The 15,529-nt window shown below is 65.5% G+C and carries 13 protein-coding genes; 12 read left to right on the forward strand and 1 reads right to left on the reverse strand.

Annotation, left to right across the window (positions count from 1 at the left end):
- The first annotated feature begins 16 nt into the window (after positions 1-16).
- From KR767_RS05515 to KR767_RS05555, 9 genes are all read left to right on the forward strand, one after another.
- Positions 17-964 (forward strand): branched-chain amino acid transaminase, encoded by a 948-nt coding sequence (locus KR767_RS05515; protein WP_250878393.1) that lies wholly within the window; start codon positions 17-19, stop codon positions 962-964.
- On the forward strand, positions 961-2,376 hold the full coding sequence (gene leuC, locus KR767_RS05520) for a 3-isopropylmalate dehydratase large subunit (RefSeq protein WP_250878394.1): 1,416 nt from the start codon (positions 961-963) through the stop codon (positions 2,374-2,376). The genes KR767_RS05515 and leuC overlap by 4 nt, the downstream gene beginning before the upstream one ends.
- A complete protein-coding gene (gene leuD / locus KR767_RS05525; protein WP_250878395.1) occupies positions 2,373-2,969 on the forward strand; it encodes a 3-isopropylmalate dehydratase small subunit in 597 nt (198 codons plus the stop codon). Before leuC ends, leuD begins: the two co-directional genes overlap by 4 nt.
- Entirely contained in the window at positions 2,966-4,030 is a 1,065-nt protein-coding gene (leuB, locus tag KR767_RS05530; protein WP_250878396.1) for a 3-isopropylmalate dehydrogenase, read from the forward strand. Before leuD ends, leuB begins: the two co-directional genes overlap by 4 nt.
- A gap of 26 nt (positions 4,031-4,056) precedes the next feature.
- Positions 4,057-5,787, forward strand: coding sequence for a dihydroxy-acid dehydratase (ilvD, locus tag KR767_RS05535; protein WP_250879125.1), 1,731 nt, complete (start codon positions 4,057-4,059; stop codon positions 5,785-5,787).
- Positions 5,788-5,966: 179 nt separating this feature from the next.
- Positions 5,967-6,986 carry a ketol-acid reductoisomerase gene (gene ilvC / locus KR767_RS05540; protein ID WP_166950310.1) on the forward strand — a complete coding sequence of 340 codons (1,020 nt, stop codon included), beginning with the start codon at positions 5,967-5,969 and terminating at the stop codon, positions 6,984-6,986.
- A gap of 97 nt (positions 6,987-7,083) precedes the next feature.
- Positions 7,084-8,949, forward strand: a complete 1,866-nt coding sequence (gene ilvB / locus KR767_RS05545; RefSeq protein WP_250878397.1) for a biosynthetic-type acetolactate synthase large subunit — start codon at positions 7,084-7,086, stop codon at positions 8,947-8,949.
- Positions 8,950-8,951: 2 nt separating this feature from the next.
- Complete coding sequence (ilvN, locus tag KR767_RS05550) at positions 8,952-9,431, forward strand: acetolactate synthase small subunit (protein WP_250878398.1); 480 nt, start codon at positions 8,952-8,954, stop codon at positions 9,429-9,431.
- Positions 9,432-9,721: 290 nt separating this feature from the next.
- Entirely contained in the window at positions 9,722-11,347 is a 1,626-nt protein-coding gene (locus KR767_RS05555; RefSeq protein WP_250878399.1) for a hypothetical protein, read from the forward strand.
- A 103-nt stretch (positions 11,348-11,450) separates the two neighbouring features.
- Here KR767_RS05555 and KR767_RS05560 read toward each other — a convergent pair whose 3' ends face one another.
- Positions 11,451-12,050, reverse strand: coding sequence for a short chain dehydrogenase (locus tag KR767_RS05560; RefSeq protein WP_250878400.1), 600 nt, complete (start codon positions 12,048-12,050; stop codon positions 11,451-11,453).
- A gap of 50 nt (positions 12,051-12,100) precedes the next feature.
- Between KR767_RS05560 and KR767_RS05565 the strand changes: the two genes are divergently transcribed.
- From KR767_RS05565 to KR767_RS05575, 3 genes are all read left to right on the forward strand, one after another.
- A complete protein-coding gene (locus KR767_RS05565; RefSeq protein WP_166950325.1) occupies positions 12,101-13,027 on the forward strand; it encodes a helix-turn-helix domain-containing protein in 927 nt (308 codons plus the stop codon).
- A 254-nt stretch (positions 13,028-13,281) separates the two neighbouring features.
- The gene (locus tag KR767_RS05570; protein WP_250878401.1) at positions 13,282-14,649 is read left to right on the forward strand and encodes an ABC transporter substrate-binding protein; all 1,368 of its coding nucleotides are present in this window, start codon (positions 13,282-13,284) and stop codon (positions 14,647-14,649) included.
- Positions 14,646-15,521: a carbohydrate ABC transporter permease gene (locus tag KR767_RS05575; protein ID WP_166950328.1), complete on the forward strand. Its 876-nt coding sequence runs from the start codon at positions 14,646-14,648 to the stop codon at positions 15,519-15,521. Before KR767_RS05570 ends, KR767_RS05575 begins: the two co-directional genes overlap by 4 nt.
- Positions 15,522-15,529 lie beyond the last annotated feature (8 nt).

Raw genomic sequence — 15,529 nt, forward strand, 5'->3', positions numbered from 1 at the left:
TCCTGAAGGAGGATCCATGGAAGCCCCGTCCCATCTCTGGCACAACGGCCGCATCAAGGCCTGGGCGGAAGCCACCGTCCACATGGGCGCACACGCGCTGCATTACGGATCCTCGGTGTTCGAAGGCGTGCGCGTGTATGCCACGCCTGACGGCCCGCGCTACTTCCGCCTTGATGACCACACCGAGCGCCTGTTCCATTCCGCGCGGGTGTATGACCTGCCGATGCCGTACGACGCGGCCACGATCAACCGCGCCTGCCGTGAGGTGATCCGTGCCAACGGGCTGAAGTCCGCCTATGTGCGCCCCATCGTGCTGCGCAGCGGCTTCACCTTAAGCATCGCGCCGCCTGCCGAGACCGCCGTGGATGTGGCCGTGATCGCCCTGCCCTGGGGCGCCTACCATGGCGCCGACGCGCTGGAGAAAGGCGTGGATGTCTGCGTGTCGTCGTGGAACCGTGCCGCGCCCAATACCTATCCCAGCGGGGCAAAGGCCGGCGGCAACTACCTCAACAGCCAGCTGATCGCGCGTGAAGCGGCGAACGGCGGTTATGCCGAAGGCATCGCCCTGGGCACCGACGGGCTGCTCAGCGAAGGCGCGGGCGAAAACCTGTTCGTTGTGCGCAAGGGCACCATCTACACGCCGCCGGCCGCCTCAGCGATCCTGTGTGGCATCACCCGCGATTCGTTGCTGACCCTGGCGCGTCTGCGTGGCTACGAAGTGGTGGAACAGCCGCTGCCGCGCGAGATGCTGTATTTCGCCGACGAAGTGTTCATGACCGGCACGGCCGCCGAAATCACCGCCGTGCGTTCGGTGGACCGCAAGCCGGTGGGCAGCGGTCGCCCGGGTCCCATCACGCGACAGTTGCAGGCTGACTTCTTCGGTCTGTTCGACGGCCGCACCGAAGACGTCTGGGGCTGGCTCACGCCCATCGAAGAACAGGTCGAAGGGAGGGTGGCCGCATGACGCCGCGCACGCTGTTCGACAAACTGTGGGACGCGCACCAGGTGAAGGCCGAAACGGCCTCGACGCCGGGCGTGCTCTACATCGACCTGCACATGGTGCACGAGGTGACCTCGCCGCAGGCTTTCGACGAGCTGCGCTCGCGCGGCCTGAAGGTGCGTCGTGCCGACCGCACGCTGGCGACGCTGGATCATTCCACGCCGACGCTGCCGCCTGATGCGGATGGCAGGCGTCCGTACTACACGAAGGAAGCCGAAGCCCAGGTCGCGAAGCTCGAAGCCAACGTGCGCGAGTTCGGCATCGACCTCATGGGCTGGGACAGCCCGCAACGCGGCATCGTGCACGTCGCAGGCCCCGAAGTGGGCGCCACGCAGCCGGGCATGACCATCGTCTGCGGTGACAGCCACACCGCCACGCATGGTGCGTTCGGCGCATTGGCCTTCGGCATCGGCACCACCGAGGTGGGCCACGTGCTCGCCACGCAGTGCCTGCTCCAGCGCAAGGCCAAGTCGCTGGCGATCCACGTCGATGGCGCCTTGCAGCCGGGCGTGACCGCGAAGGACCTGATCCTGCACATCATCGGCACGATAGGCATCGGCGGCGGCACCGGCTACGTCATCGAGTACACCGGCGAGGCCGTGCGCGCCCTGTCGATGGAAGAACGCATGACCGTGTGCAACATGTCGATCGAAGCCGGCGCACGCGCCGGACTCATCGCACCGGACGAAACCACGTTCGCGTGGCTGAAGGGCCGTGAGCGCGTGCCGAAGGGCGAAGCCTGGGAACGCGCCGTCGCCGCGTGGCGCAAGCTGCCCACCGACGAAGGTGCTCGTTACGACCGCGAAGTGCGCATCGACGCATCGTCGATCCAGCCGTCGGTCACCTATGGCACGCATCCGGGCATGGTCGTGTCGATCCATGCGCCGGTGCCTGCTGCGGCCGATGCGGTGGAACAGCGTGCACTGGACTACATGCAGGTCACCGCCGGCAAGCCGATGGCCGGTGAAGCCGTGGACGTGGTCTTCGTCGGCAGCTGTACGAACGGTCGCCTGTCCGACCTGCAGGCCGCCGCCAGCATCCTGCGCGGACGTCGCGTGGCCGATGGCGTACGCATGCTGGTCGTGCCCGGCTCCGAACAGGTGCGCCGCGATGCCGAGCGCGAAGGCCTGCACGAAGTGTTCCGCGCCGCCGGTGCCGAATGGCGCGAGCCGGGCTGCTCCATGTGCATCGCCATGAACGGCGACCTCGCCCAGCCGGGCCAGCTCGTCGTCGCCACCAGCAACCGCAACTTCGAGGGACGCCAGGGCAAGGGTGCGCGCACCGTGCTCGCCAGCCCGCTCGTGGCCGCCGCCTCCGCCGTGGCCGGCCGCGTCGCCGATCCGCGCGAGTACATGACCCAGGAAGCCGCCGCATGAGCCAGACCAGCCAGCCGCTCACCTACGTGCATTCGCGCACGGCCGTGCTGCGCAATGAAAACATCGACACCGACCGGATCATCCCGGCGCGCTTCCTCACCACCACCGAGCGCACGGGCCTGGGCAAGCATTGCTTCGAGGACTGGCGCTATGCCGCCGACGGCAGCGACGACCCGGCCTTCCCGCTCAACCAGCCCGCTGCGCGTGGCTGCGCGATCCTGGTGGCCGGCCACAACTTCGGTTGCGGCTCGTCGCGCGAGCACGCGCCCTGGGCCCTGCTCGACTACGGCATCAAGGCCGTGATCTCCAGCGAGATCGCCGACATCTTCCGCGGCAACTCGCTGAAGAACGGCCTGCTCGCCATCGTGCTGAGCGAGGCCGAACACCGCTGGCTGCTGGACAACCCCGGTGTGGAACTGCGCATCGACGTGGCCGAAAGCACGATCCGCCTGCCCGATGGCGGAACCATCCGCTTCGAACTGGACGCGTTCTCGCGTCACTGCCTGCTCAACGGCGTCGACCAGCTGGGCTTCCTGCTCCAGCAGCAGGATGCCATCGCCGCCTATGAAACCCTTGTGGAGAAAGCTGCATGAAGGCCCAGATCGTCGTACTGCCGGGTGACGGCATCGGTCCCGAAGTCGCCGCTGCCGGCGTTGCCGTGCTGCGCCAGGTGGCCGAGCGCTTCGGCCACGACTTCACCTTTACCGAGCACGCCATCGGCGGTGATGCCATCGACCGTTTCGGCGATCCGCTGCCGCCGGCCACGCGCGAGGCCCTGCTGGCCTGCGACGCGATCCTGCTGGGCGCCGTCGGCGGCCCGAAGTGGTCCGACCCGGCGGCCAAGGTGCGGCCGGAACAGGGGCTGCTGGCGATGCGCAAGCTGCTGGGCGTGTTCGCGAACATCCGCCCGCTGAAGCTGCACCCGCGCACCGCCGAGCTGTCGCCGCTGAAACCGGAACGCACGAAGGGTGTGGATCTTGTCTTCGTGCGCGAGCTGACCGGAGGCATCTATTTCGGTGCAAAGACCCGCAGCGAAGACGACGCCACCGACGAATGCCGATACAGCGTGGCGGAAGTGGAGCGCGTAGTGCGCCACGCTTTCGACCTGGCCCGCTCGCGCAAGCAGAAGGTCACCTCGGTGGACAAGGCCAACGTGCTGGAGACCTCGCGCCTGTGGCGTTCGGTGGCCACGCGCATCGCCGCCGATTACCCGGACGTGGAACTGGAACACCAGCTGGTGGATTCCATGGCAATGCACCTGCTGACGCGCCCGGCCGATTACGACGTGATCGTCACCGAGAACATGTTCGGCGACATCCTCACCGATGAAGCCTCGGTGCTGGCCGGTTCGCTGGGCCTGTCGCCGTCAGCCTCCGTGGGCGGACCGGGCGCGGGCGTCTACGAACCGATCCATGGTTCCGCACCGGACATCGCCGGCCAGGCGCTCGCCAATCCGCTGGGCACGATCCTCTCCGCCGCCATGCTGCTGCGTGACTCGCTCGGCCTCGCCGAGGAAGCCGACGTAGTGGAAGCCGCCGTCGAAGAAGTGCTCTCGCACGCCAACCTCACCCGCGACCTGGGCGGCACCGCCGATACGCATGCCGTGACCGCTGCCGTCCTGGACGCCGTCCAAGCCAAAGCGGAGGCCGCATGAACAGCCGAAAGATCCCGCTGCGTACGTTGCGCAGCGATGCCATCAAGACCGGTCCCGACCGCGCGCCTGCGCGTGCCATGCTGCGTGCCACCGGCCTCGACGACGACGCCATCGCCCGGCCGATGGTCGCCATCGTGCACAGCTGGTCGAACGTGTCGCCGTGCAACCTCAACCTGCGCGAACTGGCCGAAGCCGCCGCCGAAGGCGTGCGTGCGGCAGGCGGTACGCCCGTGGAGTTCAACACCATTGCTGTCACTGACGGTATCGCCATGGGTACGTCGGGCATGCGTTCGTCGCTGGTCAGCCGCGAGCTGATCACCGATTCGATCGAGCTGGCCGTCGATGGCCACTGCCTCGATGCGATGGTGGTGCTGTGCGGTTGCGACAAGACCATTCCCGCCGCCGCGATGGCGCTGGCCCGCCTGAATATCCCGGGCGTGGCCCTGTACGGCGGCAGCATCGACCACGGCAGCCACAACGGTTGCCCGATCACGGTGCAGGAAGTATTCGAAGCCGTGGGTGCCCATGGCGCCGGCAAGATCAGCGATGCGGAACTGGACGACGTGGAACGCCACGCCTGCCCAGGTGCCGGCGCCTGCGGCGGCCAGTTCACCGCCAACACCATGGCGATGGTGCTGACGACGCTGGGCCTGTCGCCCGTGGGCCTGAACGACATCCCGGCCACGGCGAAGGACAAACGTGCCGCCGCCTACCGTTGCGGCGAGCTGGCCATGGAATGCCTGGAGGCCAACCGCCTGCCGCGCGACGTCATGACCCGCACGGCCTTCGACAATGCCGCGCGCATGGTCGCTGCCACCGCAGGCTCAACCAATGCCGTGCTGCATCTGCTGGCCATGGCCAACGAGGCACGCGTGCCGCTGTCCATCGAAGACTTCGAGCCTGCATCCGCGCACACGCCCGTGATCGCCGATCTCAAGCCTGGTGGTCGCTATAGCGCCGTGGAACTGACCGCTGCCGGTGGTACCGCCGTCGTCGCACGCGAACTGCGCAAGGCCGGCATGTTGAAGGACACGCCCACCGTCACCGGCCGCTCGCTGTTCGCCGAACTGGACGCAGCACCGGAGGCCTCCGAAGGCCAGCAGGTGGTGCGTCCGGTCAGCGCACCGCTGAAGCCACGCGGTGGGTACAGCATCCTCTACGGCAACCTGGCGCCCGAGGGTTGCATCCTGAAGCTCGCCGGTCACGGCCGCACCAGCCACGCCGGCCCGGCACGCGTGTTCGAAAGCGAGGAAGACGCCTTCAACGCCGTGCAGGCCGGACGCATCCGTGCCGGCGACGTCGTGGTGATCCGCAACGAAGGACCGGCCGGTGGCCCGGGCATGCGCGAAATGCTGGCGGTCACTGCCGCGCTTGTCGGTCGTGGCCTGGGCAACGATGTGGCGCTGATCACCGATGGCCGGTTCAGTGGCGCCACGCACGGCTTCATGGTGGGCCACATCGCACCGGAAGCGGCGCGCGGTGGTCCCATCGGGCTGATCCGCGAAGGCGACGCGATCTTCATCGATGCCAGCTCGCGCGAACTGCGCACCGATGCCGACCTCGCCACGCGTCGTGCCGGCTGGCGTGCGCCCACACCGAAGGTCACCCGTGGCGTGCTGGCGAAGTATGCACGCCTGGTGGGCTCCGCCGCTGAAGGTGCGGTGACGCAGGCTTTCGACGATGCGCCCGTCACCGCCGCGCGGGTACGCCGTGAAATCGAAGACGAGGACCTGAGCCAGGAACTCATCGGCAACTGAATCCTGTAGGAGCGCGCCTCGCGCGCGACCGGCCCGAACAGGCCGTATCGCGGACGTCAGCACCTCCTTCAGGCCCTGATTTATCTCGCACCATCTCTTGTTCCTGCTTCACCGTTTCATTGGCTTTCGCGCGCGAGGCGCGCTCCTACATTTTTTTCTATTACCCGAGGATGAGACCCATGACCGACAAGCAAGCCACTACCGCCCCGCTTCAGAACGCCCGCATCGCCGTGCTCGGTTACGGCAGCCAGGGTCGCGCGCATGCGCTCAACCTCAAGGACTCCGGACTGGATGTCGTGGTCGGCCTGCGTCCGGGTGGTCCGTCGTGGCACAAGGCCTATGTCGATGGCTTCGCCGTCGCCGAGCCGGCCGAAGCCGTGCGCAATGCCGACCTGGTTGCCGTGCTCACGCCGGACATGACCCAGCCGGGCATCTACAAGGACGCCATCGAGGCCAACATCAAGCCGGGCGCCACGCTGCTGTTTGCACATGGCTTCAACGTGCATTTCGGACAGATCCAGCCGCGCAAGGACATCGACGTGGTGCTGGTCGCGCCGAAGGGCCCGGGTGCCCTGGTCCGTCGCGAGTATGAAATCGGCCGTGGCGTGCCCTGCCTGTACGCCGTGCACCAGGATGCCACCGGCCACGCCTCCGAGCGTGCCCAGGCCTATGCGGCCGGCATCGGCGGTGCGCGCGCCATGCTGATCGAAACCGACTTCAAGGAAGAGACCGAAACGGATCTCTTCGGCGAACAGGCCGTGCTGTGCGGCGGCGCTTCCGAGCTGGTGATCAAGGGCTTCGAGACCCTGGTGGAAGCCGGCTACCGTCCGGAGATCGCCTACTACGAAGTCATGCACGAGCTGAAGCTCATCGTCGATTTGTTCTATGAAGGCGGCCTGGCCCGCATGCTGGAATTCATCTCCGAGACGGCGCAGTACGGCGATTACACCCGCGGTCCGCGCGTGGTCGACGACAGCACCAAGGAGCGCATGAAGGCGGTGCTCAAGGACATCCAGGACGGCACCTTCGCCCGTGAATGGACGGCCGAGTACCAGGCCGGCCTGCCCAACTACAAGGCCTTCAAGCAGCGCGACCTGGAGCACCCGATCGAGAAGGTCGGCGCCCAGCTGCGTGCGCGCATGCCGTGGCTTTCGGCCAACCAGCCCAAGCCTGCCGAGGAGGCCGCCAAGAGCGCCTGAGGCCCCCGTTGCCGGAACGCGTCCTCCTTCCGCCTGCGCCTCCCCCTCATGCGGGGGAGGACGCGTTCCGCATCCTACGCATAAGGAACCTATCCCCGTGAACGCGCAACTGGATACCGTCGGCGACACTCGCCGCGCCACCTCGAACCACCCCCTGACCGGCTGCTCGCTGAGCGGCGCGGACATCGTCGTGCAGGTACTCGCCGACGAGGGACTCGACGTACTCTTCGGCTATTCCGGCGGCGCCATCCTTCCCGTATACGACGCCATCTTCCGCTACAACGCGGAACACCCGCGCGATGACGGTGCCGAAGCGCTGCCCCTGATCGTTCCCGCCAACGAACAGGGTGCCTGCTTCATGGCCGCCGGCTATGCGCGTGCCTCCGGACGCGTGGGCGTGGCCCTGGTCACCTCCGGTCCCGGCGCCACCAATGCGGTGACGCCCGTGCGCGATTCCATGGCGGATTCGATCCCCATGGTGGTGATCTGCGGCCAGGTGCCCACCGGCGCCATCGGCACCGATGCGTTCCAGGAAGCACCGATCAGCACGATCATGGGCGCCTGTGCGAAACATGTGTTCCTGGTGACCGACGCATCCACCCTGGAAGCCACCTTGCGTACCGCATTCCAGATCGCCCGCAGCGGCCGCCCCGGGCCGGTGGTGATCGACATTCCCAAGGACGTGCAGAACGCACCGCTGACCTTCCATGGTTCGCGCGAGCTGGCCGTGCGTGGTTATCGCTCGCGCCTGCATGCCGTGCAGTCGGCCACCATCGACGACGATGCCTGCGCCGCCCTGTTCGCGGCCCTGGCCCGCGCGGAGCGTCCGCTCATCTATGCCGGTGGCGGCGTCATCGCCGCCGAGGCCGCCGATGCGCTGCGCGACTTCTCCCACACCTACGGCATTCCCGTGGTCACCACCTTGATGGGTATCGGCGGTTTCGACACCACCGATCCGCTCGCGCTGCACATGCTTGGCATGCATGGCGCGGCATATGCCAACTACGCGATGGACGACTGCGATTTCGTCTTTGCCCTGGGTGCCCGCTTCGACGACCGCGTGGTCGGCGTACCGGCACAGTTTGCGCCGAAGGCACGCACCATCGCCCAGATCGACATCGACCCCGCCGAGATCGGCAAGGTGAAGTCGGTGCACTGGCATCACGTCGGCGAACTGGGATCGTCCCTGCGTCGCCTGGCCGACTATGGCCGGGAAACGGACTTCCGGCCCGACTACAGCGCATGGCATGCGCATGTGGCGAACCTCAAGGCCACCCACCCGATGAACTTCTGCCGCGAAAGCGATCTTATCCAGCCTTGCGCCGTGATCGAGGCGATCAACCGCATCACCGATGGCCGGGCGATCATCAGCACCGGCGTCGGCCAGCACCAGATGTGGGCCGCGCAGTACTTCGATTTCCGCGAACCCCGTCGCTGGCTCACCTCCGGCTCCATGGGCACGATGGGCTTCGGCCTGCCCGCCGCCATCGGTGCTCAGTTCGCCCGCCGCGACCTGACCGTGATCGATATCGACGGCGACGCCAGCATCCGCATGAACATCGGCGAACTGGAGACCGTGACCACCTATGGCCTGCCAGTGAAGGTGGTCGTGCTGAACAACAGTGGCGACGGCATGGTGCGCCAGTGGCAGAAGCTGTTCTTCAAGGGACGTTTCTCGGCCACCGACAAGAGCCTGCACAAGAAGGACTTCGTACGTGCCGCGCAGGCCGATGGCTTCGAGTGGGCGCGCAAGCTGGATGACGTTTCGCAGCTGGAATCGACCATTGCCGAATTCCTCACCTTCGCCGGACCGGCCTTCCTGGAAGTGGTGATCGACCCCGATGCCGGCGTCTATCCGATGGTAGGCCCCGGTGCTTCCTATGCCGAGATGATCACAGGCGACTGGATTCCCAGCCGCGACGCACCCGTGGCCCGCGAGGCCGCGCCCACAGGGATGTTCTGACGATGCGCCATCTGATTTCCATGCTGCTCCAGAACGAGGCCGGCGCGCTGGCACGCGTCGCCGGCCTGTTCGCCTCTCGCGGCTACAACATCGAATCGCTCACCGTCGCCGCCACGCACGATGAAGAAGTCTCGCGCCTGACCCTCACCGTGTATGGCGACGATGCCACGGTGGAGCAGGTCGTGAAGCAGTCGGCCAAGCTCGTGGACGTGATCGAGATTGCCGAACTGACCCGCCGCGAGCATCTGGAACGCGAGCTTTCGGTGGTGCGCGTGGAGGCCGAAGGCCACGTGCTGGATGCCTTCCTGACGCGCGTGGGTGCACGCCTGCTCGAACGCATCGGCACGCAGTCCGTGGTGGAGTTCACCGGACGCACGGATGAGGTGGACGGATTCATCGATGGCCTGCGCGGCGTGGCGGGCATCACCGACCAGGCACGCAGCGGCGTAGCCGCGGTAGAACGCACCGCCCTACCCGTCTGAAACGTGTAGGAGCGCGCCTTGCGCGCGACCGGTTGGAACGGTGCGCTCCGTAGTAAAGCAACCTTTGGAGTTGTCGCTCCCCTGTAGGAGCGCGCCTGCGCGCGACCGGTTGAATCGAAACCATGATGATTTTCGCGACAATCGGTCGCGCGCAGGCGCGCTCCTACAGAATGCGATGGTTGCGTTTGGAAATGAAACCAACGGGCGTTCTTGCGAAAGCGTGGCGTGCTGCGCACTCCCTTGCGTTACATAGTCACATGATGCATGTCCTTCCAACAGGATGTACCGACATGCACAGACGCAAGCTGATCGCCCTGCTCACCGCCGGCCTGCTCGCCTTCGGGGCTCATGCCCAGAACGTCGACACCAGCACCATGAACGACCACGTGTTCGCCGCCTACCAGGGCTGGTTCCACTGCCCGGGTGACCCTGGCGACAACAGCAACTGGTTCCACTGGTCGTACATCTCGCAGCTGGTGCCGGATGCGAAGATGGTGAGCATCCCCAACTTCCCCATCACCGACGAATATCCGGCCGAATCGCGCTGCCCCGTGCCCGGCCTCACTGTGAATGGCCAGCAGGCGTATTTCTTCACTTCGCTGGCCCTCGGCACCGCGGAACTGCATTTCCGCTGGATGAAGGAATACGGCATCGACGGTGCCATGCTCCAGCGCTTCCTGGGCTCGACGGACTCCTACTACCAGGAGAACGACATCGTGCTGCGCCACGCTTTCCAGGCCGCGCAGGACAACGGCCGCACGATCATGATCGAGTACGACATGAGCGGCAATTTCAACAACACCCAGACCCAGGCCGACGAAGACGCCATCTTCAACCACATCACCTCGGACTGGACGCATCTGGTCAACGACCTGCACGTACTCGACAACCCGATGTATCAGCAGCACAACGGCAAGCCGGTGATCAGCCTGTGGGGCATGGGGCGGCCAGCCGATGAGCTGTGGGGTGTGAAGCCAGCGCTCGCCAGCCGCGTCATCGACTGGTTCAAGAACACCCAGCACATGACCGTGATCGGTGGCGTCAGCCCCTTCTGGATGGAGCTGCCGGAATGGAAGGACGTGCTGGCGAAGCTTGATGTGATCCAGCCCTGGAACGTCGGTGCATTCGGCGGCGATTCCGACCTGCCGTGGCAGTTGCAGAACCGCATCGAGCCGCAGCTTGCCGCAACGCAGGCGGCGGGCCAGCTCTATATGCCGACGGTATTCCCGGCATCGTCCGGCCGTGACCAGAACAACGGCAACCAGCCGACGGAGGGTGCCGCATCGCTGGGCGGCGCGTTCTTCTGGCACCAGGCATTCGATGATCGAAGCGCAGGTGTGCGGACGATCAAGATCGCGATGTTCGACGAACTGGGCGAAGGTACGTCCCTGTTGAAAACAGCGCGCAATGCGTCAGAGACACCGTCGCAGATGGCGTGGCTGAATCTCGATGTAGATGGTTACAGCCTGCCGCATGACTGGAACCTGCGTATCGCTCATGAAGTGGTGAACCTGTTCCATGGCGGCACGGGATATACGCGCAATACGCCCACCGATCCGGGCCCGTTCGATACATCGATTCCGGAATGCGGTGTGCTGGGCCCCAACCAGGTAGTGACCGTGGCGCAACCGGTCGTGTCATGCGATGGGCATACCAGCCTGCGCCAGCAGGCCGACGGCAGCGCCGGGCTCTATCGCGATGGCGTGCAGACCGCGACGATCGGCAAGACCGGCGGCACGCAGGGCACGCTGATCATGCAGGGCGACGGCAATTTCGTGAGCTATGGCGCCGACGGCAAGCCGGAATGGGCCACCAGCACGGAGAACCATGGCGGGGCGTATCTGTATGTGCGCAACGATGGCGGCGTGCAGGTGATCTACCAGGGTGCCCCGATCTGGAATTTCCCGACCCCGTAACCCTGTAGGAGCGCGCCTCGCGCGCGACCGGTAACGCGACAATCCACACACATTCGCGATATCGGTCGCGCGCGAGGCGCGCTCCTACATTGGAGGGTGTCGGTTACCAGACCTTGTAGACCTGCCCTGTCTGGCGGCCTTCCACGCTTCGCGAGAACGCCAGGGCGGCGCGTGCTGCCGGCACTGGATCGAAACCCCGGAAGAACGGCCCGTAGCTGTCCATCGCTTCGGTCAGCACGTTCGGGCTCACCACGTTGATGCGCAGGCCGCGCGGCAGTTCGATGGCGGCGGCACGCACATAGGCCTCCACCGCGCCGTTGACCATGCTCGCGCAGGCGCCGGCCACGATGGGCTGCTCGGTAAGGATGCCGGTGATGAGGGTAAACGAGCCGCCGTCGCGCAGGCGCGGCGTGCCGGCGACCACCAGGCGTACCTGGCCCAGCAGCTTGTCCTGCAGGCCTTCGAGGTACTGCGCCTCGCCCAGTTCGGCCAGCGGCTTGAAGGGCACCTTGCCCGCGGCGCAGACCACGGCATCCAGTTCACCGACCTGCTGGTACATCGCCTCGACGCTGGCGGCATCGCGCAGGTCGACGCGCACGTCGCCACCTGAGCGGCCGGCGCGGATGATCTCGTGACGCTGGCCCAGCTCGGTCGCGACGGCCTCGCCCAGGGTGCCACTGGCTCCGACGATAAGAATCTTCATGTTGCGGGGTTCCTTGGTGGTTGCATACGGGAAAGAGTACGCTCGATCGCATGAATCGTCGCGCCGCCCTCTCGCTGCCGCCGCCCATGGCCGATACCTCGGCGCTCGGCCGTGAGCAGGATCTGCTGGGCCTGTCCGACGAGCCGACGATCCACTATCTCGACCACGGCTCGCGCAGCCGGCTGATCCGCTGGCATTACCACCCGGCCTACGAGCTCCACCTGATCGTCGCCACCGAAGGCACGGCCTATGTCGGCGACTACACGGGCCGCTTCGCGCCCTACACGCTGATGCTCACGGGCCCCAACGTGCCGCACAACTGGGTCACCGACGACACCTGCGAACCGGTGGCGCTGCGTGACCGGGTGATCCTGTTCTCCGAGGCGTTCGTACGCCGCTGCATCGAATTCTTCCCCTCGGCACGGCACGTGCGGTCGCTGCTGCTGGAAGAAGCCCGCCATGGCATCGCATTCTCCAGCGAACTGGGGCGCCAGCTGGAGCCGCATTTTCGCCGTGTATCCGACCACGGCGGCCTGCGCCGCGTCGCCAGTTTCTTCGAGATGGTGGAAGCCCTGGCGGAAGACGACACACGCAAGCCACTGAGTAGCCGGCCGTTCCAGGCCGCATCCGATCCGGCACAGTCCGTGAGGCTGCATCGGGCCGTCACCTACATCGAACGCCACTATGCCGGCGATATCTCGCTGAAAGCGGTCGCCGACCGCCTGGATATGTCCGAGAGCGCGTTCTCGCGATTCTTCCACCAGCACACGGGCTACCGGTTCATCGACTACGTGAACCAGACCCGCGTGCAACATGCCTGCGAACGATTGTCCGGTTCGGACGCCCCCATTACCGACATCTGCTACGACGTCGGCTTCAGCAACCTGTCGAACTTCAACCGGCGCTTCCTGATCCTTACCGGCATGACGCCCCGCGAGTATCGGATGCGACATCGCGGGCCTGCGCCCCAGACGTGATGCGGCGCCGCCGCAGCGGCCCGGGCGAACGCGTTCATTTACATACTTTATTGCTCTGGTTGAACCATGCTGCTTCGCAGCAAAAACACGTGCTCCCGGGGATTCACGTTGCCCCTGCCTGCAAAAAAGTATCTGTTTTCACCGCAAAACGACGCCCGCCGTATTGGTGACGACCGTGCGCAAACACCTATAACGCTGAACCACGACGCGACGACATCCAGCCGGCGCAACGGCCCGCCGCAATGGGAGGCACGATGAATCATCGACGGAAATGGCAGGGGAAACTCGCCCGGCGGGCGTGCTGTCTTGCACTACTTGGTGCATCGGGCGCCGCCTTCGCCGATACGACGCTGACCATCGGCACGGTGAACAACGCCGACATGGTGCGCATGCAGGCCTTGTCGCCGGAGTACGAACGCACGCATCCTGGCGTGCATCTGAACTGGGTGGTGCTCGAAGAAAACACGCTTCGCCAGCGCCTCACCACCGACATCGCCACGCATGGCGGGCAGTTCGACGTGGTGACCATCGGTGCCTACGAGGCGCCGTTGTGGGGTGCCCAGAAGTGGCTGGCGCCTTTGGACAACCTGCCCACCGATTACGACGTCAACGACCTGTTCAAGAACGTGCGCGAGCAGCTCACCGTAGATAACCATCTTTACGCCGTGCCGTTCTACGCCGAAGCCAGCATCACCTATTACCGCACCGATCTTTTCGCGCACGCCAACCTGACGATGCCCCCGGAACCCACCTGGGACCAGATCCGCGGTTTTGCGCAGAAACTGCACGACCCGGCGCATGGCGTCTATGGCATCTGCCTGCGCGGCAAGGCCGGCTGGGGCGAGAACATGGCCTTGCTCGGCACCATCGTGAACAGCTGGGGCGGTCGCTGGTTCGACGAGCAATGGCATCCGCAGATCGACACGCCCGAATGGCATGGGGCGGTGAATTTCTACGTGGATCTGCTGAAAAACTATGGACCACCCGGTCCGTCGGACAACGGCTTCAACGAAAACCTCGCGCTGTTCGCCGGTGGTCGCTGTGCAATGTGGGTGGATGCCAGCGTCGGTGGCGGCACGGTGTCCAATCCGAAGGAAAGCCAGGTCGCCGGCAAGGTAGGCTTCGTGCGCTCGCCACACGAAGTCACGGACAAAGGCTCGTCGTGGCTGTGGGTCTGGTCGCTGGCCATTCCCGCCAGTTCGAGACAGGCCGATGCCGCGCGTGACTTCATCCTCTGGGCCACGTCGAAGCCCTATCTGCAACTGGTGGCAAAAAAGTACGGCGAGGAATCCACGCCGCCGGGCACGCGCGAGTCAACGTATGCGAATGCGGCCTATATCAAAGCCGCCCCCTTCGCAAAGGTCACCTACGACTCGCTGAAGGCCGTGGACCCGGCCCATCCCACGCTGAAACCCGTGCCTTACAAGGGCATCCAGATCGTCTCGATTCCGGAGTTCCAGGCCGTGGCGACCCTGGTCGGCCGGCAGATTGCCGGTGCGCTGGCCGGGCGCGGCAACGTGGACGAACTGCTGCGTACCGCCCAGGGCGCCGTGGACCGCACGATGAAGCGCGCCGGCTACTACGAGCACAAGCCCGTCATCCAGCAGGAGCCGACCCAATGAGCGCGCGTATCCGCAAACGCCCCGAGCGCCTGCTCGCGCAGCCGGCGATCATCATGCTGCTGGTATGGATGATCGTGCCACTGGCGATGACGCTTTACTTCTCCACGCAGTATTACAACCTGCTCTATCCGGGCAAGTCGTCGTTCGTGGGTCTGGAAAACTTCGCATATTTCTTCACCTACCCGAGCTTCTGGACGTCGGTGCTCAACACCATCGTGCTGGTCGGCAGCGTGCTGGCGATCACCGTGGTAGGTGGCGTGCTCATCTCGATCCTCGTCGACGAGAGCTTCCCCGGCCAGGGCATCGTGCGCATGTTGCTGATCTCGCCGTTCTTCATCATGCCCACGGTGGCGGCACTGGTATGGAAGAACCTGCTGATGAATCCCGTCTCGGGCCTGCTTGCCTGGGTGTGGAAGCTGTTCGGCGCCACGCCGGTGAACTGGTTCGCCGACTGGCCGTTATTGTCGATCATCATCGTGGTGTCGTGGGAATGGCTGCCATTCGCGATCCTGATCTTCGTCACCGCACTGCAATCGCTTGATCGCGAACAACTGGAAGCCGCTCGCATGGACGGTGCACGCGGACTGGCCATCTTCCGCTACCTGACCCTGCCGCATCTGGCGCGCCCTATCGCCGTGGTGGTGATGGTTGAGGCCATCTTCCTGCTCAACATCTTTGCCGAGATCTTCGTGACCACGAATGGTGGGCCGGGTGACGCAACCACCAATGTGCCTTACCTGGTCTATACCCAGGCATTGCTGGAATTCGACGTGGGTGCGGCATCGGCCGGTGGCCTGGTGGCCGTGGTGCTGGCGAACATCATGGCGGTGTTCCTGATCCGCCTGATCGGCAAGTCGCTGACGGCGCGCTGAGGAGAAAC

This window comes from Luteibacter anthropi (assembly GCF_023699965.1).
Lineage (GTDB): Bacteria > Pseudomonadota > Gammaproteobacteria > Xanthomonadales > Rhodanobacteraceae > Luteibacter > Luteibacter anthropi.

What these genes read in the sequence shown, in the direction of transcription:
- KR767_RS05515 (WP_250878393.1), top strand. Translation starts at nt 17, where the DNA reads ATGGAAGCCCCGTCCCATCTCTGGCACAACGGCCGCATCAAGGCCTGG.
- leuC (WP_250878394.1), top strand. Translation starts at nt 961, where the DNA reads ATGACGCCGCGCACGCTGTTCGACAAACTGTGGGACGCGCACCAGGTG.
- leuD (WP_250878395.1), top strand. Translation starts at nt 2,373, where the DNA reads ATGAGCCAGACCAGCCAGCCGCTCACCTACGTGCATTCGCGCACGGCC.
- leuB (WP_250878396.1), top strand. Translation starts at nt 2,966, where the DNA reads ATGAAGGCCCAGATCGTCGTACTGCCGGGTGACGGCATCGGTCCCGAA.
- ilvC (WP_166950310.1), top strand. Translation starts at nt 5,967, where the DNA reads ATGACCGACAAGCAAGCCACTACCGCCCCGCTTCAGAACGCCCGCATC.
- ilvN (WP_250878398.1), top strand. Translation starts at nt 8,952, where the DNA reads ATGCGCCATCTGATTTCCATGCTGCTCCAGAACGAGGCCGGCGCGCTG.
- KR767_RS05555 (WP_250878399.1), top strand. Translation starts at nt 9,722, where the DNA reads ATGCACAGACGCAAGCTGATCGCCCTGCTCACCGCCGGCCTGCTCGCC.
- KR767_RS05560 (WP_250878400.1), bottom strand. Translation starts at nt 12,050, where the DNA reads ATGAAGATTCTTATCGTCGGAGCCAGTGGCACCCTGGGCGAGGCCGTC.
- KR767_RS05565 (WP_166950325.1), top strand. Translation starts at nt 12,101, where the DNA reads ATGAATCGTCGCGCCGCCCTCTCGCTGCCGCCGCCCATGGCCGATACC.
- KR767_RS05570 (WP_250878401.1), top strand. Translation starts at nt 13,282, where the DNA reads ATGAATCATCGACGGAAATGGCAGGGGAAACTCGCCCGGCGGGCGTGC.
- KR767_RS05575 (WP_166950328.1), top strand. Translation starts at nt 14,646, where the DNA reads ATGAGCGCGCGTATCCGCAAACGCCCCGAGCGCCTGCTCGCGCAGCCG.